Annotated in this window: 18 protein-coding genes; 8 read left to right on the top strand and 10 right to left on the bottom strand. The window is 73.3% G+C overall.

All coding sequences use genetic code 11. The features are described 5' to 3' along the window. Positions 1 to 62 precede the first annotated feature (62 nt). Positions 63 to 239: a hypothetical protein gene (locus ACGH2B_RS09820; RefSeq protein WP_399087097.1), complete on the bottom strand. Its 177-nt coding sequence runs from the start codon at positions 237 to 239 to the stop codon at positions 63 to 65. Between the two features lie 259 nt (positions 240 to 498). Between ACGH2B_RS09820 and ACGH2B_RS09815 the strand changes: the two genes are divergently transcribed. Beyond that, positions 499 to 1326: a calcium-binding protein gene (locus ACGH2B_RS09815; protein WP_399087095.1), complete on the top strand. Its 828-nt coding sequence runs from the start codon at positions 499 to 501 to the stop codon at positions 1324 to 1326. Between the two features lie 265 nt (positions 1327 to 1591). On the opposite strand, the gene ACGH2B_RS09810 is transcribed toward ACGH2B_RS09815, so the two are convergent. After that, on the bottom strand, positions 1592 to 4033 hold the full coding sequence (locus ACGH2B_RS09810; protein WP_399087093.1) for an HAD-IC family P-type ATPase: 2442 nt from the start codon (positions 4031 to 4033) through the stop codon (positions 1592 to 1594). A 57-nt stretch (positions 4034 to 4090) separates the two neighbouring features. Then, positions 4091 to 4357, bottom strand: a complete 267-nt coding sequence (locus ACGH2B_RS09805; RefSeq protein WP_399087091.1) for a DUF2530 domain-containing protein — start codon at positions 4355 to 4357, stop codon at positions 4091 to 4093. A 274-nt stretch (positions 4358 to 4631) separates the two neighbouring features. Between ACGH2B_RS09805 and ACGH2B_RS09800 the strand changes: the two genes are divergently transcribed. Then, positions 4632 to 6098, top strand: a complete 1467-nt coding sequence (locus tag ACGH2B_RS09800; protein WP_399087089.1) for an NCS2 family permease — start codon at positions 4632 to 4634, stop codon at positions 6096 to 6098. Positions 6099 to 6127: 29 nt separating this feature from the next. Here the strand turns inward: ACGH2B_RS09800 and ACGH2B_RS09795 are convergent, their stop codons facing one another. Together ACGH2B_RS09795 and ACGH2B_RS09790 are read right to left on the bottom strand one after the other, a co-directional pair. Then, positions 6128 to 7522: an MFS transporter gene (locus ACGH2B_RS09795; RefSeq protein ID WP_399087087.1), complete on the bottom strand. Its 1395-nt coding sequence runs from the start codon at positions 7520 to 7522 to the stop codon at positions 6128 to 6130. 218 nt (positions 7523 to 7740) lie between these two features. Next, positions 7741 to 7971: a ribbon-helix-helix protein, CopG family gene (locus tag ACGH2B_RS09790; protein WP_399087085.1), complete on the bottom strand. Its 231-nt coding sequence runs from the start codon at positions 7969 to 7971 to the stop codon at positions 7741 to 7743. 130 nt (positions 7972 to 8101) lie between these two features. On the opposite strand from ACGH2B_RS09790, the gene ACGH2B_RS09785 reads away from it, so the two are divergent. The 3 genes from ACGH2B_RS09785 to thpR all read left to right on the top strand — a co-directional run bounded on the left by ACGH2B_RS09785 (position 8102) and on the right by thpR (position 10727). Then, on the top strand, positions 8102 to 8539 hold the full coding sequence (locus ACGH2B_RS09785) for a MarR family winged helix-turn-helix transcriptional regulator (RefSeq protein ID WP_399087083.1): 438 nt from the start codon (positions 8102 to 8104) through the stop codon (positions 8537 to 8539). Positions 8540 to 8569: 30 nt separating this feature from the next. Further along, positions 8570 to 9994, top strand: coding sequence for an MFS transporter (locus ACGH2B_RS09780; protein WP_399087081.1), 1425 nt, complete (start codon positions 8570 to 8572; stop codon positions 9992 to 9994). Positions 9995 to 10136: 142 nt separating this feature from the next. Further along, positions 10137 to 10727 carry an RNA 2',3'-cyclic phosphodiesterase gene (thpR, locus tag ACGH2B_RS09775; RefSeq protein WP_399087079.1) on the top strand — a complete coding sequence of 197 codons (591 nt, stop codon included), beginning with the start codon at positions 10137 to 10139 and terminating at the stop codon, positions 10725 to 10727. A gap of 244 nt (positions 10728 to 10971) precedes the next feature. Here the strand turns inward: thpR and ACGH2B_RS09770 are convergent, their stop codons facing one another. Beyond that, positions 10972 to 11292 (bottom strand): hypothetical protein, encoded by a 321-nt coding sequence (locus ACGH2B_RS09770; RefSeq protein ID WP_399087077.1) that lies wholly within the window; start codon positions 11290 to 11292, stop codon positions 10972 to 10974. Between the two features lie 57 nt (positions 11293 to 11349). Next, complete coding sequence (locus ACGH2B_RS09765; protein ID WP_399096879.1) at positions 11350 to 12093, bottom strand: GDSL-type esterase/lipase family protein; 744 nt, start codon at positions 12091 to 12093, stop codon at positions 11350 to 11352. A 251-nt stretch (positions 12094 to 12344) separates the two neighbouring features. Between ACGH2B_RS09765 and ACGH2B_RS09760 the strand changes: the two genes are divergently transcribed. Continuing rightward, complete coding sequence (locus tag ACGH2B_RS09760; RefSeq protein ID WP_399087075.1) at positions 12345 to 13337, top strand: hypothetical protein; 993 nt, start codon at positions 12345 to 12347, stop codon at positions 13335 to 13337. Between the two features lie 39 nt (positions 13338 to 13376). Here ACGH2B_RS09760 and ACGH2B_RS09755 read toward each other — a convergent pair whose 3' ends face one another. After that, a complete protein-coding gene (locus tag ACGH2B_RS09755; RefSeq protein WP_399087073.1) occupies positions 13377 to 14117 on the bottom strand; it encodes a VOC family protein in 741 nt (246 codons plus the stop codon). Positions 14118 to 14418: 301 nt separating this feature from the next. On the opposite strand from ACGH2B_RS09755, the gene ACGH2B_RS09750 reads away from it, so the two are divergent. Then, entirely contained in the window at positions 14419 to 15177 is a 759-nt protein-coding gene (locus ACGH2B_RS09750; RefSeq protein ID WP_399087071.1) for a DUF4232 domain-containing protein, read from the top strand. A 401-nt stretch (positions 15178 to 15578) separates the two neighbouring features. Here ACGH2B_RS09750 and ACGH2B_RS09745 read toward each other — a convergent pair whose 3' ends face one another. Together ACGH2B_RS09745 and serC are read right to left on the bottom strand one after the other, a co-directional pair. Next, positions 15579 to 16064 (bottom strand): PPOX class F420-dependent oxidoreductase, encoded by a 486-nt coding sequence (locus ACGH2B_RS09745; RefSeq protein ID WP_399087069.1) that lies wholly within the window; start codon positions 16062 to 16064, stop codon positions 15579 to 15581. A 199-nt stretch (positions 16065 to 16263) separates the two neighbouring features. Next, positions 16264 to 17382, bottom strand: coding sequence for a phosphoserine transaminase (gene serC, locus ACGH2B_RS09740; protein WP_399087067.1), 1119 nt, complete (start codon positions 17380 to 17382; stop codon positions 16264 to 16266). A 434-nt stretch (positions 17383 to 17816) separates the two neighbouring features. Here serC and ACGH2B_RS09735 point away from each other — a divergent pair, with 434 nt between their 5' ends. After that, positions 17817 to 18680 carry an oxaloacetate decarboxylase gene (locus tag ACGH2B_RS09735; RefSeq protein WP_399087065.1) on the top strand — a complete coding sequence of 288 codons (864 nt, stop codon included), beginning with the start codon at positions 17817 to 17819 and terminating at the stop codon, positions 18678 to 18680. Positions 18681 to 18704: the final 24 nt, after the last annotated feature.

Here is an 18704-nt window from a genome sequence, read left to right as displayed (position 1 = left end):
CGGGGCGGCTCCCGGCACCCGCCGGAAAGCCGCCCCGTACACCCGGTGCGCCCGTCAGCGCCTCATCCGGCGAACTTCTTGATCAGCCCCCAGATGAGGGCGCCCGCGCCGACCAGGAGGATCAGCCATTCCCACCACTGGACCGGACCGGAACCGCTGCCGGACGAGTAGTAGGTGTGGTGGTAGTGATGCGACCGTGCCAGTACCTCGTGGGTGAGGTCCCCCGCGGAGAGAGCCATGGGCAGGGACCCTAGGGGGCGCGGTACCGGCGGCGCCACCCGCGGGCGGTCACCGTGACCGGGCCGGTACGCGGTTCCCGCGTGCCCGCTCCCCGCCGGTGAAGCACCCGTCCCTCCCGTCGCGTCCGCCCGTCGTGGCACGCCTGTGACACGCAACTCGTACGCCGTACACGGGAGTTCACGCTTCCGCCACCCGCACTGCGTAGACCTGCGGATACATCCGCGGTGGACCTGCCACCGCCCCATGGAGGTGTCCGCCATGTCCCGTTCCTTCGCCGACCGCCCGGCGCTCCGCGCCGCGACCGCGCTCGCCTTGACCCTGGCCGCCGGGGCCGTCGTCCCGGCCGCCGTCGCCGCCCCCGCCGCGCCGCGGGCCACCGCCGCCGTCGACGACAACGGCCGGGAACTCGCCTACACCGCCGCCCCGGGCCAGGCCAACGACGTCACCGTCACCGAGACGTACGAGAAGGGCGACCACACCCGGCTCACCTACCTGATCGACGACGTCGTCCCCATCGCCGCAGGTCGCGGCTGTGCCCACCCCGACGCCGCCGACGCCACCACCGTCCGCTGCACGGTCGTCACCGTCGAGAGCCAGGACCCGTACGCCGCGCTGACGATGGACCTCGGCGACCGCGACGACCACCTCGCGCTGAACAACACCGCGGGCGAGACGTACTACTTCAACCGCGTCCTGCTGGGCGACGGCGGTGACACCGCGACGACCACCGGCGCCGCCGACGGCAGCACGGTCGTCGGCGGGGCGGGCGACGACCGGATCGCGGTGGGGGAAGCGGCCATCGCCCTCGGCGGTGAGGGCCGCGACACGATCGAGGTGAACGGCGACTCCGCGTTCGCCGAGGGCGGTCCCGGCGCCGACGTCCTCCAGGGCGGCCCCGGTGACCAGAACCTCTCCGGCGACGAGGGCGACGACAAGCTGTACGGCGACCCCGGCGACGACATCCTCAACGGCGGCCCGGGCGACGACATCCTGTACGGCAACAGCGGCAACGACCACCTCTACGGCGGCCCCGGCAAGGACCAGCTCTCGGGCGGCCCCGGCGAGGACGTCGTCCAGCAGGACTGAGGACGGGGGCGGGAACGGGGGAGGGGGACGGGGACGGAGCGGGCCCGGGGGAGCGGCAGGGGGCAGGAGCGTCCGGGGCGCGGACGCGTGTCCGGCTGACGGAGCCGGGCCCGCCCGTACCCCCGGCGGCCCCGGGCCCGCCCGTTTCGCCTGACGCGCCGGGCCCGCCACGTACGCCTGACGGCCCCCGCGCCGACCGGCCCCGGGCCGCCCGCATGCCCGAGGAGCCCGGCCCCGCCCCGCATCACGTGTCGGGGGCTGCCCCTCACGCCTCTGTCCGCCCCAGCCTGCGCCACACCACCTCCAGCGTGAGCCCGGCGAGCGCCGCGACCCCCACCGCCGTCCACGGCAGGACCGTGCCCACCAGGCGCAGGGCGAAGAAGCGCTGGAGCCAGGGGACGGCCAGCACGATCAGGAAGGCGGCGCCCATCGTCGCGACCAGGGCGATCCGCCACCAGGTGTAGGGGCGGGCGATGATCGCCAGTACCCACATCGCGGTGAGGAAGAGCGTCAGCGTCGCCGCGCTGGTCTCCGCGGGCAGCGCGTCCGGCCCGGTGTAGTGGTGGCGCGCCAGCAGATACGTCACGAACGCCGCGGCACCGGCGATCAGCCCGGACGGCACCGCGTACCGCATCACCCGGCGCACGAAGTGCGGCCGCGCCCGCTCCTTGTTGGGCGCCAGCGCCAGGAAGAACGCCGGAACGCCGATGGTCAGCGTCGACAGCAGCGTCAGATGGCGCGGCAGATACGGGTACGGGATCTGCCAGCAGGCCACCAGGAGCGCCAGCAGCACCGAGTAGACCGTCTTCGTCAGGAAGAGGGTGGCGACCCGGGTGATGTTGCCGATCACCCGGCGGCCCTCGGCGACCACCGACGGCAGCGTGGCGAAGCTGTTGTCGAGCAGCACGATCTGCGCGACCGCCCGCGTCGCCTCCGCGCCCGAGCCCATCGCGACACCGATGTCCGCGTCCTTCAGCGCCAGCACGTCGTTGACGCCGTCGCCGGTCATCGCGACATGGTGGCCGCGCGACTGGAGGGCGGCGACCATGTCCCGCTTCTGCCGCGGGGTGACCCGGCCGAAGACCGTGCCGCCCTCCACCGCGGCGGCCATCCGCTCCGGCCGGGCGGGCAGCTCCCGCGCGTCCACCGGCGCCGCCGCCCCCGCCATCCCCAACCGCCCGGCGACCGCGCCCACCGACACCGCGTTGTCACCCGAGATGACCTTCGCGGCGACGTCCTGCTCCGCGAAGTACGCCAGCGTCGCCCCGGCGTCCGGCCGCACCCGCTGCTCCAGCACCACCAGCGCCGCCGCCGCGACGTCCCGGGCGAGCGCCGGATCGTCCAGCGCCCGGTCGGTGCGGCCCAGCAGCAGCACCCGCAGCCCCTCGGCGTTCAGCTCCTCGGTGTCGGCGAGCGCCGGATCGCCGGGCGGCAGCAGCACGTCGGGCGCGCCCAGCAGCCAGGTGGCGCGGCCGCCCGCCGGGTCGTCGAGGACGGCGCCGCTGTACTTCCGGGCGGACGAGAACGGCAGCGCGGCGGCGCACCGCCAGCCGTCCTGTCGGGGAAACGCCTCGATGAGGGCGAGCAGCGACGCGTTGGGCCGCGGATCGGCGCCGCCGAGCGCGCCGAGGACCTGCCGCAGCCGCCCCTCGTCGGCGCCGTTCAGCGGCCGCAGCGCGCTGACGTCCATCCCGCCCTCGGTGAGCGTGCCGGTCTTGTCGAGGCAGACGACATCGACGCGGGCCAGCCCCTCGATCGCCGGCAGCTCCTGCACCAGGCACTGTTTGCGGCCCAGCCGGATCACCCCGATCGCGAACGCCACCGACGTCAGCAGCACCAGCCCCTCGGGCACCATCGGCACGATCCCCGCGACCATCCGCCGCACCGCGTCGTCACCCGCCATGTGCAGGGTGAACAGGTGGCTGAGGATCAGCCCGAGCGCGGTCGGGACCATCATCCACGTCACGTAGCGCAGGATGCGGCTGATGCCGGTGCGCAGCTCGGAGTGGACGAGGGTGAAGCGGCTGGCCTCCTCGGCGAGCTGCGCCGCGTACGCCTGGCGGCCGACCTTCGTCGCGGTGAACGCGCCGCCGCCGGCCACCACGAAGCTGCCCGACATCACCGGCTCCCCGGGCTTCTTCAGCACCGGGTCCGCCTCGCCGGTCAGCAGCGATTCGTCGATCTCCATGCCGTCCGCCTCCAGCACGGTGCCGTCGACGATGACCTTGTCGCCGGGGCCCAGCTCGATGACGTCGCCGAGGACCACCGCGGAGGTGGAGAGCGCGGTGGCGCGCCCGTCCCGCCGGACGGACGGCTTCGCCTCCCCGACGACCGCGAGGCTGTCCAGCGTCCGCTTGGCGCGCAGCTCCTGGAAGATGCCGATGCCGGTGTTGGCGACGATGACGAAGCCGAACAGCCCGTCCTGGATCGGCCCCACGATCAGGATGATCACGAAGAGCACGCCGATGATGGCGTTGAAGCGGGTGAGGACGTTGGCCCGCACGATGTCCGCCACCGAGCGCGAGGAGCGTACCGGCACGTCGTTGACCTCGCCCCGGGCGACCCGCTCGGCGACCTCGGCGGCGGTCAGCCCCGGGTGCGCGGGCGGCTCGCCGCCCGGCGTCCCGGCGCCGTCAACGGCGTCCGGCCCTCCGGAGCCGCCGCTGTCCGGCCCTGGACCACCGCCCGGTTTCGCCCACTGCGTCATGGTTCGACGGTACGGGGAGGGGGCGCGGCGCACCCGCTGGGCGGGTGAAGGGGTGGCTCAGGCGGCGTCGTCGGCGGCTGCCGCCGCGGCGCGCTTGATGGCGGCGTCGCGCTTGCGGACGTACCAGATGCCGAGGCAGCCGAGCGCGCCGCCGGCCAGGCAGGTCCACACCCACCAGGCGTGGCCGTTCCGCTCGAACACCGGGTAGAAGGGCAACTGGCCGAGGAAGAGGACGAACCAGATGAGGGTGCCGCCGGTGATCGTGCCGACGACGGGGCCTTCGAGCGGCGCCGGAGCCGCGCGCAGTTCGGACTTCTTCCACATGGGCCCCAGCTTACGGGGGCGGACCGGCGGCTCCGCGCGGGTGGTCCGGCCGCTCCCCGAAGGCGCCGGGCGGCCGTGCGGCGCCTGGGTCTACGCGCGAAGATAGCGATCAACGAATTGTTTATTCATACTGAACTCTTCCGGATCTGACTGGTTTAGATCGTTGATTGCTCCAAACTGATCGGGAAACTTACTGTCCGTGCACCCGTCCCGGGGCCACCCCGGGCCGGGCCCCCGCGCCTGATCCAGGCCCGTCCCCCCAAAGGTCCCGCCCATGTCGTCCTCGGCCACCACGCCGGTCGAAAGCGCTCTTCGGAGCCCAGGCCACCCGCCCAAGAACGGGCTCGACCGCTTCTTCAAGATCTCCGAGCGGGGCTCCACGGTCGGCCGCGAACTCCGTGGCGGTCTGGCGACCTTCTTCGCGATGGCCTACATCATCGTGCTGAACCCGATCATTCTCGGCGCGGGCGTGGACAAATACGGTCACCACCTCGACAACGGGCAGCTCGTCACCGCCACCGCCCTGATGGCCGGCCTCAGCACCGTCCTGATGGGCGTCGTCGGCAACGTCCCGATCGCCATCGCCGCGGGCCTGGGCATCAACGCCGTCGTCTCGCTCCAGCTCGCGCCCAAGATGAGCTGGCCGGACGCGATGGGGATGGTCGTCCTCGCCGGTCTGGTGCTGATGATCCTCGTGGCCTCCGGACTGCGGCAGCGCGTCATGGACGCCATCCCGCCGGGGCTGCGGCGCGCCATCGCCATCGGCATCGGCATGTTCATCTCGCTGATCGGCCTGGTCGACGCCGGGTTCGTCAGCCGCAACCCGGACGCCGCGCACACCACCGTGCCGCTGGGCCTGGGTCAGGGCGGTCAGCTCAAGGGCTGGCCGGTGCTGGTCTTCGTGCTGGGTCTGGTGCTGATGTTCATGCTGGTGGTCCGCAAGACCAAGGGCGCGATCCTCATCGGCATGGTCGTCATGGCCGTCGTCGCGATCGTCATCAACGCCGTCGCCACCATCCCGGACGCCGCCTGGGGCCTCGCCGTCCCGAACGTCCCGGACAAGATCGTCGGCGCGCCGGACTTCGGGCTCATCGGCCACATCAGCCTCTTCGGCGGCTTCAAGGAGGTCGGCCTGCTGACCGGCTGCCTCTTCGTCTTCACGGTGCTGCTCTCCGGCTTCTTCGACGCGATGGGCACCATCATCGGCGTCGGTGAGGAGGCCGGACTGACCGACGAGAGGGGCAATCTGCCCGGCATGGGCCGCATCCTGATGGTCGACGGCATCGCCGTCGCCGCGGGCGGCCTCGGCTCCGCCTCCGCCAACACCTGCTTCGTCGAGTCCACCGCCGGTGTCGGCGAGGGCGCCCGTACGGGCCTGGCGAACATCGTCTCCGGCGGGCTCTTCCTGCTCGCGCTGGTCTTCACGCCGCTGGCGACCGTGGTGCCCGCCCAGGCGGCGACGCCCGCGCTGATCGTCGTCGGCTTCCTGATCATGGCGTCCAACGTCCGGGACATCGACTGGGGCGACTTCACCGTCGCCATCCCGGCGTTCCTCACCATGATCGCGATGCCGTTCACGTACAGCATCACCAACGGCATCGGCATCGGCGTGCTCGCCTTCATCCTGCTGCGCTCCGCCACCGGCCGCTTCAAGGAGATCCCCTGGCTGCTCAACGCCGTGGGCCTGTGCTTCCTGGTGTACTTCCTGCTCAACCCGATCGAGCAGTTGCTCGGCAGGTAACGGCTTCCCCGGAGGTGCCGGCCGCCGCGTCAGCGGGCCGGCACCTCCGGTGTTTCCGGGGCCGCCTCGCGCGCCGGGCGGGCGGCGCCGATCAGCAGCAGCGGGGTGGTGAGGGCCAGCACTCCGGCGGTGAGCAGCGCGGTCCGCGGCCCGGCGACGGCGGCGAGCAGCCCGCCCAGCGCGGTCAGCGCCGCGATGGCCGCCCGGCCCGTCACCGACCACGCCGCCAGCACCCGCGCCACCCGGTCCGCCGGAATCCGGTCGAGCCGGTACGTGACGAGCACCGGGTTGTAGACGCCGATGCAGCAGATCATCGCCAGCTCCACGGCGACGACCAGCGCGAAGCCGCCCGCGCCCGGCCCGGTCAGCGCCAGCCACGGCAGCCAGCACACCCGCAGCGTCCCGGTGGTCAGCAGCACCGCCCGCCGCCCGAACCGCGCGACGAGCGGCCGGGCCAGCCGGGAGCCGATCAGCCCGCCCGCACACGGCAGCGCGAAGGCCAGCCCGTACAGCCAGGGCGGAAACCCCAGCCGCTCCACCAGCAGCACGGTGAGCAGCGGCTCGGTCGCCATGATCAGCCCGTTGACCAGCACGGTGTTGAGAAACAGCGGCCGCAGCCCCGGATCCTGGAGCAGGAACCGCCAGCCGGTGAGGAGATCGGCCGGGCGGGGCCGGGGGCGCCGCGCCCGGGAGCCGGTCGTCGCTTCCGTGGTGGCCGCGGCGGAGGTGCCCGACCGGCGCCCGTCCGCCGCGCCCGGCCCCGGCCCACCCGCCCCGGAGCCGCCCGCCTTCCCGCCGTCCGCGCCCCCCGTACGCGGTTCAGGGACGTCGCCCGGCCGGGGCTCGCCGTCGCCGACGGCCCGCAGCCCCAGCGCCGACAGCAGGTAGCTGACCGCGTCCACCGTCACCGTCAGGACCGGGCCGAGGACACCGACGGCGGCGCCGCCGAGGGGCGGTCCGAGCATGGTGGTGGTCCAGGTCGTGGCCTCCAGGCGGCCGTTGGCACGCAGCAGGCGCGCGGGCGGCAGCAGCGATTTGAGGAACGCGCCGCTCGCCGCCGCGAAGGCGATGTCGGCGGCGCCGACGACGACACAGACCACCAGGAGCTGAGCGAAGCCGAGGAGGCCCAGCGCGTACGCGGCGGGGACGCTCAGCATCGCCGCGCACCGCACCAGATCCATCGCGATCATCACGGGCCGTTTGCGGCGCCGCTCCACCCAGGGGCCGAGAGGTACGGCGGCCACCGCCCCGACCGCGGCACCCACCGCCGACAACGCCGCCACCTGCGAGGGCCCGGCGTGCAGTACGAGAAGGGCGGTCAGCGGCAGGGCGTTGAACGCGAGCCGGGTGCCGAAGGCGCTGACCGTGTACGCCGCCCACAGCCGGTTGAACCGCCGCCCGAGCGGCTCCTCGGAGACCGTCACGCCCGCGCACTCCTCGCGTCCCGGCCGCACCTCGCGCGCGGACCGGGCGACGTTAGCGGGGCAGGGCCCCGGGGGCAAACGGCCCGGCGGGGGAGGGACGCGGCGGCCGTACGGGTGCGGGCGTCGGCCGGATGCGCGGAACGGAGCGGGGCGGGAGAGCGGCGGGCCGGGCAGCCCGCCCGCTCAGCTCCGCCCCGCCCGACCAGGCCCCGGCCCGCTCACCCGGAGGCCGCCGCCGGGGATCCGTCGGCCGCTTCCGCCGGTGTGTCGCCCCAGCCGCCGAGACGTTCCGTCGCGTCGACGGAGCACTGGAAGCGTTCGTCGAAATCCTCGCGGACGAGCGTCCGGACGACGTAGTCCTGGACGCTCATACCGCGTTTCGCCGCGTGCTGCCGGATGCGCTCCAGCAGTTCGTCGTCCAGACGCAGGCTGAGCACTCGCGATCCCATGAGGACACCGTCCCCGCAGACCCCCGCCGGTCGCGTCGTTTTCCCACGCGTCCTCACTCGTACGGGTGATACGGATGCCTCCGTCTCCCACGGCTTTCTTTAGAAAGGGTAATGAGTTACGCTAACGAACATGCCGGACCTGTCCCGCGGCGACGACGCTGCCGCCGTGAGCGCCCTGCGGGGCGCCGTGATGCGCCTCTCCCGCCGCCTCAAGCACCAACGGGTGGACGAGTCGCTGAGCCCGACCGAGATGTCGGTGCTCGGCACCCTCGCCCGCTGCGGCCACGCCACCCCCGGTGAGCTGGCCCGCAAGGAGCATGTGCAGCCGCCGTCGATGACGCGCATCGTGGCCATGCTGGAGGCGAAGGGACTCGTCCGGTTGGAGCCGCACCCCGACGACCGCCGGCAGAAGGTCGTCACCCAGACCGAGCAGGCCGAGGCGATGCTCGCCGAGAGCCGCCGCAAGCGCGACGCCTGGCTCGCCGAGCTGGCCACCGGGCTGGACGACGACGAGTGGGCGAAGCTGCGCGCCGCCGCGCCGGTCCTGGAGAAGCTCGCCCAGTTGTAGCGACACCGAAGCCGAGGAGGCGAACCGACGTTGAGTACGGGATCCGGATCAGACTCCGTCCCCGGACCGCACATACCGAACGGGACGGCCCCCCAGGCCCCCGGGCGCGGAACGCCTCCGAGCGCACCCGCCGCCCCCCGGAAGGGCATGTTCAGCTCACTGCGCGTACGCAACTACCGTCTCTTCGCCACCGGCCAGGTGGTCTCCAACACCGGCACCTGGATGCAGCGCATCGCCCAGGACTGGCTGGTGCTCAGCCTCACCGGCTCCTCCGCCGCCGTCGGCGTCACCACCGCCCTGCAGTTCCTGCCGATGCTCCTCTTCGGGCTGTACGGCGGGGTGCTCACCGACCGCTTCCCCAAGCGGAAGCTGCTGCTGTTCACCCAGGCCGCGATGGGCGGTACCGGTCTCGCGCTGGCCGCGCTGACCCTCTCCGGCAGCGTGCAGGTCTGGCACGTCTACCTGACCGCGTTCCTCCTCGGACTCGTCACCGTCGTCGACAACCCCTCCCGGCAGGCGTTCGTCGTCGAGATGGTCGGCAAGGAGGACCTGCGCAACGCCGTCAGCCTCAACTCCGCCAACTTCCAGTCCGCCCGCCTCATCGGTCCGGCCGTCGCCGGTGCGCTGATCACCGCGTTCGGCAGCGGCTGGGCGTTCTTGCTCAACGGTCTGTCGTTCGCCGCGCCGATCGCCGGGCTGCTGCTGATGCGCACCGCCGAACTGCACAAGGTGGAGCGGGTGCCGCGCAGCAAGGGCCAGCTCCGGGAGGGGCTGCGGTACGTCTCCGGGCGGCCCGAGCTGATCTGGACGATCGTCCTCGTCGGCTTCATCGGCACCTTCGGCTTCAACTTCCCGATCTGGCTGACCGCCTTCACCTACCACGTCTACCACCAGGGTCCGGGCACGTACGCGCTGTTCAACTCGTTGATGGCGGCCGGTTCGCTGGTCGGCGCGCTGCTCGCGGCGCGGCGCGCGTCGTCCCGGCTGCGGCTGCTGGTCGGCGCCGCGGCGCTCTTCGGTGTGCTGGAGATGGCCGCCGCGCTCGCCCCGTCGTTCTGGATCTTCGCGGCGTTGCTCGCGCCGATCGGCGTGGTCGGCCTGACGATCAACGTCACCGCCAACTCCAGCGTGCAGATGGCCACCGATCCGCTGATGCGCGGCCGGGTGATGGCGCTGTTCATGATGGTCTTCGTCGGCGGTACGCCGCTGGGCGCGCCGCTCGTCGGCTGGATCACCGACAGCTTCGGCCCGCGGATCGGCTTCCTCTCCGGCGGCCTCATCTCGCTGCTCGCCGCCGTCCTCATCGGCCTGGTCCTGGCCCGCTCGGGCGGTCTGCGGCTGAAGATCGACCTCCGGCGCGGCCACCGGCACGTCGCCTTCGTCCCCCGCGCCTCGCTCCCGGAGGACGGCGCGGCGCCGGCCGACTCACCGGACAAGCCGCTGACGGTCGCCTGACCCGGCCGCTCCGCCACCGGCCCCTGCCGCACGAGGCGGGGGCCGGTGGCCGTTCCGGGCCGGGCACCCGTTCCCGTACGGGGTTCCGTACGAACGCGCCGTCCCCCGGACGGAACCCTCCCGCCCGCGCGACACTGGCCGGGTGAGACTCTTCGCCGCCGTGCTGCCGCCCGGCCCCGCCGTCGCCGAGCTGGCGCGGGAGGTCGGGACGCTGCGGGCGCTGCCGGGGGCGGGGCGGCTGCGGTGGGCCGGGCGGGACGGCTGGCACTTCACGCTCGCCTTCTACGGGGAGGTCCCCGACGAGACCCTGCCCGAGCTGCGGGAACGGCTGGCCCGCGGCGCCCGGCGGCACCCCCCGTACGGGCTGCGGATCGCCGGTGGCGGACGGTTCGCCGACCGGGTGCTGTGGGCGGGCGCCGACGGTGAGCTGACCGCGATCGGGAAGCTGGCGGGGACCGCCGCGGCGGCCGGGCGCCGGGCGGGGCTCACCGGTCCCGACGCCGCCGGGCGCCGTGGCTTCACCCCGCATCTGACGCTGGCCCGCAACCGCGACCCGCGGGTGGAGCTGGCGCCGTTCGCCGCCGCGCTGGAGTCCTTCGAGGGCAGTTTCTGGACCGTCGCGGAGATCGCGCTCATTCGCAGCCATCCGCCCGCACCGGGCGTCGCGGGCGCGCGGCCGCACTACGAGACGGTGGACACCTGGCCGCTCGGCGGCGCTCCGGGCCCGTCCTGACGGCGGGGCGGGAGGCCCGCGGACCCGGTCGCTGAAACGTTCGGATCGCGCCCGGTACGCTCACAGGGTGGACCCCAAAACCCGGAACCGGATCATGTCCGGCCTGCTCGCGCTCCTGCTCATCGTCGTCATCGTGGCGGCCGCCCTGCGCTGAGCGACCCCGCGCCGCGCGGCCCGGGCGGGCACGGGCCGCGCGGCGGCCTCTCCCGCGGGCCCGGCCCGTCCCCTCGCCGGACGGCAGGCTTCAGTACGTCTCGACGAAGCACATGGCGAGAGCGGAGCCGCCGAGGACCACCAGTTGCGACACGCCGGAAACCCACCGCCGGAAGGCCAGGAGGGGGCCGGCGACGACGACCGTGCCGAGGGCGAGGAGCCGGACGAAGTCCCACTTCGCCTCGGTACGCGTGGCCGCGTCGGGATGCTGCATCCCGGTGTGTATGCCGACGTCCCACATGCCCGACCCGTAGAGCACGAAGAGGACGGGCAGGACGAGGAGCTCGCACGCGAACAAGGCGACGGCTGCTGCGCGGTCGCCTGCGCGTCTCGGTCGATCGGTGCTGGTCATGCCGGGTACGACACGTCTGCCGCGGGTCTGGTTGTGCCGCGAGGGCGGCGGACCGGTTCAGCCCGCCGCGTACTCCGGGACCGGTGCCGGTGCGGCCGGGTCCGCGGATATCGCCTGTTCCGGGGCGGTCGCCGCTCGCGTGTACGGCCCGCCGACGCCCCACGCCGTGTACAGCGTGCCCGCGAACGCGGCGGCCAGGGCGTGCTCGCCGGCGGGGGAGGGGTGGGTGCCGTCGTAGGTGTGGCGGGCCAGGTCCCAGGCGGGGGCCGGGGCGAGGACGAAGGGGGAGGCGGGCGTGGTGAGGGCGGCGGCGGTCTCGGCGAGGAGCGCGTTGAAGCGGGCGCACCCGGCGGCGAACTCCGGGTCGTCCACCGCGCGGGAGTTGTCCAGGACGGGCAGCAGCACCGCCCGGAGGTGCGGATCGGCCCGGCGGGCGGCGGTCAGGAACGCCCGTACGTTGGCGGCGGTCTGCTCCGGGTCGGTGTAGAAGCCGAGGTCTATCAGCCCGAGGGAGACCAGCAGCGTGTCCGGCCGGTGGGCGCGCACCGCGTCGCCGATCAGCGGCGCCATGTGCAGCCAGCCCTCGCCCCACCCGGCGAGATGGCGCCGCGCGTCCGCCGGGAAGGCCGGATCCCCGTAGCGCTGCGAGGTGGCGGCACCGGTGGCGGCGTCGTGCAGCGCGTCCCGCGGCCCGACCAGCCGGAACGGCCCGTCGTACGTGGCGCGCAGGTGCTGCCACAGGCGGTAACGCCAGGTGAAGTCACCGCTGCTGCCGATGGTCATCGAGTCACCGACGGGCATGATCCTCATCCGGACATGATCGCCGACCGCGTTACCGGGCGGTACGTGACGCTGCCCACGCGCGCGGAGGCCCGTGCGGGCCGTACGGGGCTCGCGTCCGGTGTGCGGACGGTGCCGGGGCCCGCGTACGGCGGGGAGGGCGGGGCCGCGGGCCACCGGGAGGGGCGGGATGTCCCACCGCGTCCGGCCCGATCGTCCCCGCTGACCGCAGCGGCGTCCTGCGCCGGGAGGCGGGATGGCACCCTGAGCCCATGCGTTCGCTTCTGTGCGCGGCCGGTGCCGCGGGGCTTTTGATGAGTGCGGCCGTCGCTCCCGCGGCCGCCGACGAACCGGAGGGCTTCCGGATCAGCGACCACCGGATCACCGAGTCCAGCGGTCTGATCGCCAGCCGCGCGCACCCCGGCGTCTACTGGACCCACAACGACAGCGACGACGGCCCGTACATCTACGCCGTCGACTCCCGCACCGGCCGCACCGTCGCCACCGTCACCCTGCGCGGTATCGGCGACCCCCGCGACGTCGAGGCGATCTCGCTCGGCCCGGACGGCAACCTCTACGTCGGCGACATCGGCGACAACCTCGGCGGCAAGTGGGACCACGTCTGGATCTACCGCTTCCCGGAGCCGAAGCAACTGCGCGACCGGACGGTCACCGCCACCCAGTTCGACGTGGAGTACACCGACGGCCCGCGCGATGCCGAGGCGCTGATGGTCCACCCGAAGACCGGCCGGGTCTACATCGCCAGCAAGAAACAGGGCGGCGGAGGTGCCCTCTACGCCGCCCCCGAGCACCTGACGACGTCCGGTACGAACGTCTTCCGCAAGGTCGCCCCGATCGACCTGTGGGTCACCGACGGCTCGTTCTCCCCCGACGGCACCCGGCTGATCCTCCGCAGCTACTTCGGCGCCCGCATGTACGCCTGGAAGGACGGCCGCCCCGAGGACCTCGGCAGCGTCGGCGTCCCCGTCCAGCAACAGGGCGAATCGGTCTCCTTCACCCCCGACGGCCGCACCCTGATGTTCGGCTCCGAGGGCGCGAACAGCCCCGTCGAACCGGTCGGCCTCAGCGGCGGGCAACTCCCCGAATCCGCCGCCGGTCAGCCCTCCGGCGACGCGAAGAACAGCCCCGGAAAGGACGGCTCCGACTCCCCGCTCAGCCCCGGACTGGTCAAGGCGGGCCTGGTGTTCGTCCTGGCGGTGGTCGTCGTCACCGGGCTGCGGCGGCTGGTGCGGCGGAAGGGGTGAGGGGGCGGGGCGCCCCCTCACCGGGGAGGGGGAACTCCCTCAGCGCGGTGCGTTGAGGACGCAGAACTGCTGGCCCGCCGGGTCGGTGAGGACCCGCCACGGGGCGTCTCCCTGGCCGATGTCGGTGGGGGTGGCGCCGAGTTCCGTCAGACGGGCCACCTCCGCCGCCTGGTCGTCGCCGCGGTACGGCATCACGTCGAGGTGGGCGCGGGTGCGGACGGCCTTCGTGTCGGGGTTGCGGAGGAACTCCAGGTAGGGGCCGACGCCTTGGGCTGAGCGGAAGCGGGCGTGGTCGTCGGTCACCTCGTGGAGGGTCCAGTCGATCGCTTCGTCCCAGAAGCGGGCCTGGGAGCGGGGGTCCGCGCAGTCGACGACGATCGCGGCGATGGGGCCGGTGTCCCGGCAGATCTCCCGGGGCTCCAGGACGCAGAAGACGTTGCCCTCGGGGTCGGCGAGGACCGTCCAGGGGACGTCGCCCTGGCCCACGTCGGCGGGGGTGGCGCCGAGTTCTATGAGGCGGGCGACCAGCTCCGCCTGGTGGGCGGTGGAGGTGGTGGCGAGGTCGAGGTGGACGCGGTACGCGACCTTTTCGGGGTCCGGGACGGTGACGACGTCGACGCAGACGGCTTCGGGGCCGGGCCAGTCGAAGCCGACGGGCTCCGCGTTGGTCACGCCGGGGCCCTCGCTGGACAGTCCCCAGCCGAGGGCCTCCGCCCAGAACCGGCCGAGCGCCGTGTCGGACCGGGCCTTGAAGTTCACGTTCACGAGTCGCAGGGGCATACGGCCGATCGTAGGCGCCGGGCGCGGGCGCGGGAGAGGGAATGCACGCCAGGCCCGTACGCGGGGGAGCCGCCGTCCGGGGAGCGGCCGCCGGTGGCCGGAGCGGCGGGCGGGGCGAAACCGGACGGTGGGGACGAGAGCGCAGGTCCGGGGCGTACGGGAGGGTGTCGCCGGGGTTTTCGGCGGCTGTTAGCCGGGCGTTAGCGGGATGCCAACGCGGGGGCGCATCTTGGAGTGGTCGAACCCCACGGCCCGGCGCCTCCGGCAGGCCGCTCCCCCCATGGCAAAGGAACGCACCACCATGTCGCACCGCACTCTTCTCCGTCCGGTCCGTACCGCCGCCGCTCTCACCGTCGTCGCCGCAGCCGCTTTCGGTCTGACCGCGTGCGACAAGTCGGACGGCGGCTCGGACTCCGCCGCGTCCTCCTCCGCCTCGGCGTCCGCCACCTCCGGTGGTCAGGCGAACGCCGAGGGCCAGGGGTCCGACGACGCCAAGCCCGGTGACTCCGCCACCACCGGCGGCTCCGGTACCTCCGGTGGCTCGACGGGCGGTTCGACCGGTGGTTCGGGGACGTCCGGCGGTTCGACCGGCGGTTCCGGCGCGGCGTCCCGCGCGGCGGCGTCGGCCGCCTCGAAGGACGCCTCCAGCGACCGCTGTGAGGCCGACGTCCTGAAGCTGGAGCTGGGCCAGGGCGACGCGGGCGCGGGCAACATCCGCTACCCGCTGTCGTTCACCAACACCGGCAAGAAGAGCTGCACGCTGCGCGGCTACCCCGGCGTCGCCCTGAGCGCCCGGGACGGTGTGGCCATCGGCCACCCCGCGGACCGTGAGGGCCCGGCCGGCTCCGCCGTCACCCTGGCGCCGGGTGCCTCCGCGCACGCCGTGCTGCACACCGTCAACGAGGGCCTCAAGGACGGCCCGTGCTGGAAGAGCGCCGACCTGGTCCAGGTGTACGCGCCGGGCTCGAAGACCATGATGACCGCCCGCGCCTCGCAGGGCCTGCGGGTCTGCGGCAACGAGTTCCTGGTCTCCGCCCTCGAATCCGGCAGCGGTAGCTGACCCGCCGCGGCCCCGGGTGCGGGGCCCGCGCCCGGGGCCCGCACCCGGGCCCCTGATCCCGGCTCAAGGGAACACCTGCCTCCCTTGAGCCGACCCACGGCCCGGCGCCGCCCGCCGCCGGAACCGGACTTCCCCTTCCCGGTCCCGGCGGCGCGCGGCGCCGGGGTCACCCCCGCCGGACGCCGGCACCGCCCCCCGACGGTGCCGGCCTCCGGCACGTCCGGGGGCGTACGGGCCGGTGGCGGGCGTGCTGTGGGGGCCGCCCGCCACGGGCCCCGGCCGAGTACGGGGGCGGATGCCGGACGAGTGCCGGACCGCGCCTCTCGCGGAACCGGCCGACCGTGGCCCGGTCCGCCCGGCGGGTCCCGCCCGCCCGAGGGCCCGCCGGGCCACCGCCCCCGCTACAGCGCCCCGCCCTCGTCATCCCACCGTTTCTCCGCATCCGTCTCCGGCTCTGTCCCGGTGTCCCTGGCCACCGGCTCCTTCAGGCCGGTCAGGCGCAGTTCGTAGTGGAGGGTGGCGTCGCGGAGGACGCGGTGGGCGAGGGGGACGAACAGGCCGTGCAGCAGCGGGTACTTGCGGGTCAGGCTGCGTCCGGCGCGGCGGTATTCGCGGGTCGCCGGGTCGAGGGGCCGCACCCGCGCCCGGTAGGTGGGGCCGGTGGGGCGGCCGCGCCAGGTGGAGCAGCAGATCTCCACGTCGGGGAAGTTCCGCATCCGCTTGACCTTCGCCGCCTTGCCGTACGTGCGGAAGTACGCGTGGTCGCCGTCGACGGAGAGGTTGACCGGCGTGCCGACACCGGTGCCGTCCCGCTTGAAGGTGGTGAGCAGCACCGCGCCCTGGCGGACGAAGGAGGCGAGGTCGGGGTCGGTGGGGGGAGTGCTCATATCTCCCATGGAGGCACAGGCGACGGCGTCCGGCCCGCGGGGGCGGGGCCGTTCGGGCGGACGACGGACCGTACGACCGGGCCGCGGCGCGGTCGCGGCGGCCCCGCGGACACGGCGAGGCCCCCGGATCCGGGCGGGATCCGGGGGCCCGATGCCGTGCCGTCCGGGGCCGGCCGCCGTACGGCCGGGCCCGGGTGGGTCAGAGCCGGCCGATGACGTGGTCGATGCAGACCGTCAGCGCCTCGACGTCCGCGGGGTCGATCGCCGGGAACATCGCGATGCGGAGCTGGTTGCGGCCGAGCTTGCGGTACGGCTCGGTGTCGACGATGCCGTTGGCGCGCAGCGCCTTGGCGACGGCGGCGGCGTCGATCGAGTCGTCGAAGTCGATGGTGCCGATGACCTGCGAACGCTTCGCCGGGTCGGTGACGAACGGGGTGGCGTACGACGACTTCTCGGCCCAGCCGTAGAGCGCGGCGGCGGAGGCGGCGGTGCGGCCCGTGGACCACTCCAGACCGCCCTGGCCGTTGATCCACTCCAACTGCTCGTTGAGCAGGAAGAGGGTGGAGAGCGCCGGGGTGTTGTACGTCTGGTTCTTGACGGAGTTGTCGATCGCCGTCGGCAGCGAGAAGAACTCCGGGATGTGGCGGCCCGAGGCGTGGACGGCGCGGGCGCGCTCCAGCGCGGCGGGGGAGAAGACCGCGATCCACAGTCCGCCGTCGGAGGCGAACGACTTCTGCGGGGCGAAGTAGTAGACGTCGCTCTCGGCGATGTCGACGGGCAGACCCCCCGCACCGGAGGTGGCGTCGACCAGGACCAGCGCGCCCTCGTCCGCGCCCGCGACCCGCTTGACCGGGGCGGCGACACCGGTGGAGGTCTCGTTGTGGGTCAGCGCGTAGACATCGGTGCCCGCCTCGGCGCGCGGCTCCGGGTGGGTGCCCGGGTCGGACGTGATGACGGTGGGCTCGGCGAGCCACGGGGCCAGCTTGGCCGCCTTGGCGAACTTCGAGGAGAACTCGCCGAAGGTGAGGTGCTGGGACTTGTTCTCGATCAGGCCGTGGGTCGCGATGTCCCAGAAGGCGGTGGAGCCGCCGTTGCCGAGGACGACCTCGTAGCCCTCGGGGAGCCGGAACAGCTCGCGCACGCCGTCGCGCACCGAGCCGACCAGGTTCTTGACCGGTGCCTGGCGGTGGGAGGTGCCGAGCAGGGAGGAGCCGGTGGCGGCCAGCGCGGCCAGCGCCTCCGTCCGCACCTTGGAGGGGCCCGCGCCGAAGCGTCCGTCGGCGGGCTTGATGTCAGCGGGGATCTGGATATCAGCCACGCAGGCAGCCTAATCCGTCCCGGATGCGGGCCCGGCGCCGCGTCCATCGGGTGAGATGTGGGCGTCTTGCGCCTCGGGTGGGCAGAGGCCGCCGCCCTTACCTGCCCGTTCGGTAATGGGTAGGTAAAAGGAAAACAAGGAATCCTCACCGGGTGACACTTCGGCGGGCGCGTGCGAGGTGCCGTCATCGGGCCGGGAGTGACGAACTGTACACATGTTGACCTGCGATGGAGGGGTTCATCCGGGAGAGCGGAACGGCGTGTCCGGTGGCGTGTCGCGAGGCAAAAGACAGGCAAAGTTTGCAAAGTTCTTCACGGCCCCGCAGAGCGCGAGGGCTCCATCCCCCTTGCGATATGACGCCTCCCTTCACCGTGCCCAGCGCGCGCCGGTGCCCGGGGAGGAGTGATATTCCCGTCCCTCGGAAAAGAGGTCCCATGAGCTACGGAAGCGCACTCCGCGACGAAATCCGGTCCCCCGGAACCACCCCGCTCATCGGCGTCTACGACATGTACTCGGCGTCCATCGCCGCCACCCGGTACAACGGCTTCTTCGTCTCCGGATTCGGCTTCGCCGCCTCGCACTACGGCCTGCCCGACATCGGATTCATCGCCTGGCCCGACATGGTCGCCTTCGCCGAAAGGCTGCGGCTCGCCTTCCCGTCCCACCACCTCCTGGTCGACATCGACGACGGTTACGTCGACCCCGAGGTCGCCTGCCACGTGGTGCAGCGCCTGGAGCGCGGCGGCGCCTCCGGCGTCATCCTGGAGGACCAGATGCGCCCGCGCCGCTGCGGGCACGCCGACGGCAAGCTGGTGCTCCCGCTCGATACGTACCTGGAGAAGCTGAACCTGGTCCTGGAGAGCCGGCAGGACCTGGTGGTCGTCGCCCGCACCGACGCGACGGAGGAGTCCGAGATCCTGCGCCGCGCCGAGGCGCTCGCCGAGACCGACGCGGACGTGGTCCTCGTCGACGGCGTCCGCAGCGTCGAATGGCTCCGCCGCATCCGTAAGGTCATCGGCGACAAGCCGCTGCTCTTCAACCAGATCGCCGGCGGAAAATCCCCCCGTCTCTCCCTCTCCGAACTCACCGACCTGGAATGCCAGGTCGCCATCTACAGCACGCCCTGCCTGTTCGCCGCGCACAGCGCCATCGACGCCGCCCTGGAAAACATCCAGAAGTCCGACGGCCGGCTGCCGGAATTCGCCGGAGCCAACGCGGTCGGCGTCCGCAGCTCCACCGAACTGCTGGAGAAGAACCTCAGCCGACACCACACCCCGCGCCGCCCCGTCTCCGTCTGACGCCCGGCCACCGTACGCAAACCC

Source organism: Streptomyces sp. BBFR2 (assembly GCF_044497305.1).
Lineage (GTDB): Bacteria > Actinomycetota > Actinomycetes > Streptomycetales > Streptomycetaceae > Streptomyces.
Note: the sequence above shows the minus strand (reverse complement) of the source record. Positions and strands in the feature narration are given on the sequence as shown.

What these genes read in the sequence shown, in the direction of transcription:
- ACGH2B_RS09770 (WP_399087077.1), bottom strand. Translation starts at nt 11,292, where the DNA reads ATGACCAGCACCGATCGACCGAGACGCGCAGGCGACCGCGCAGCAGCC.
- ACGH2B_RS09810 (WP_399087093.1), bottom strand. Translation starts at nt 4,033, where the DNA reads ATGACGCAGTGGGCGAAACCGGGCGGTGGTCCAGGGCCGGACAGCGGC.
- ACGH2B_RS09745 (WP_399087069.1), bottom strand. Translation starts at nt 16,064, where the DNA reads ATGAGCACTCCCCCCACCGACCCCGACCTCGCCTCCTTCGTCCGCCAG.
- ACGH2B_RS09735 (WP_399087065.1), top strand. Translation starts at nt 17,817, where the DNA reads ATGAGCTACGGAAGCGCACTCCGCGACGAAATCCGGTCCCCCGGAACC.
- ACGH2B_RS09815 (WP_399087095.1), top strand. Translation starts at nt 499, where the DNA reads ATGTCCCGTTCCTTCGCCGACCGCCCGGCGCTCCGCGCCGCGACCGCG.
- ACGH2B_RS09790 (WP_399087085.1), bottom strand. Translation starts at nt 7,971, where the DNA reads ATGGGATCGCGAGTGCTCAGCCTGCGTCTGGACGACGAACTGCTGGAG.
- ACGH2B_RS09785 (WP_399087083.1), top strand. Translation starts at nt 8,102, where the DNA reads ATGCCGGACCTGTCCCGCGGCGACGACGCTGCCGCCGTGAGCGCCCTG.
- ACGH2B_RS09755 (WP_399087073.1), bottom strand. Translation starts at nt 14,117, where the DNA reads ATGCCCCTGCGACTCGTGAACGTGAACTTCAAGGCCCGGTCCGACACG.
- ACGH2B_RS09765 (WP_399096879.1), bottom strand. Translation starts at nt 12,093, where the DNA reads ATGCCCGTCGGTGACTCGATGACCATCGGCAGCAGCGGTGACTTCACC.
- ACGH2B_RS09750 (WP_399087071.1), top strand. Translation starts at nt 14,419, where the DNA reads ATGTCGCACCGCACTCTTCTCCGTCCGGTCCGTACCGCCGCCGCTCTC.
- ACGH2B_RS09805 (WP_399087091.1), bottom strand. Translation starts at nt 4,357, where the DNA reads ATGTGGAAGAAGTCCGAACTGCGCGCGGCTCCGGCGCCGCTCGAAGGC.
- ACGH2B_RS09760 (WP_399087075.1), top strand. Translation starts at nt 12,345, where the DNA reads ATGCGTTCGCTTCTGTGCGCGGCCGGTGCCGCGGGGCTTTTGATGAGT.
- ACGH2B_RS09800 (WP_399087089.1), top strand. Translation starts at nt 4,632, where the DNA reads ATGTCGTCCTCGGCCACCACGCCGGTCGAAAGCGCTCTTCGGAGCCCA.
- ACGH2B_RS09820 (WP_399087097.1), bottom strand. Translation starts at nt 239, where the DNA reads ATGGCTCTCTCCGCGGGGGACCTCACCCACGAGGTACTGGCACGGTCG.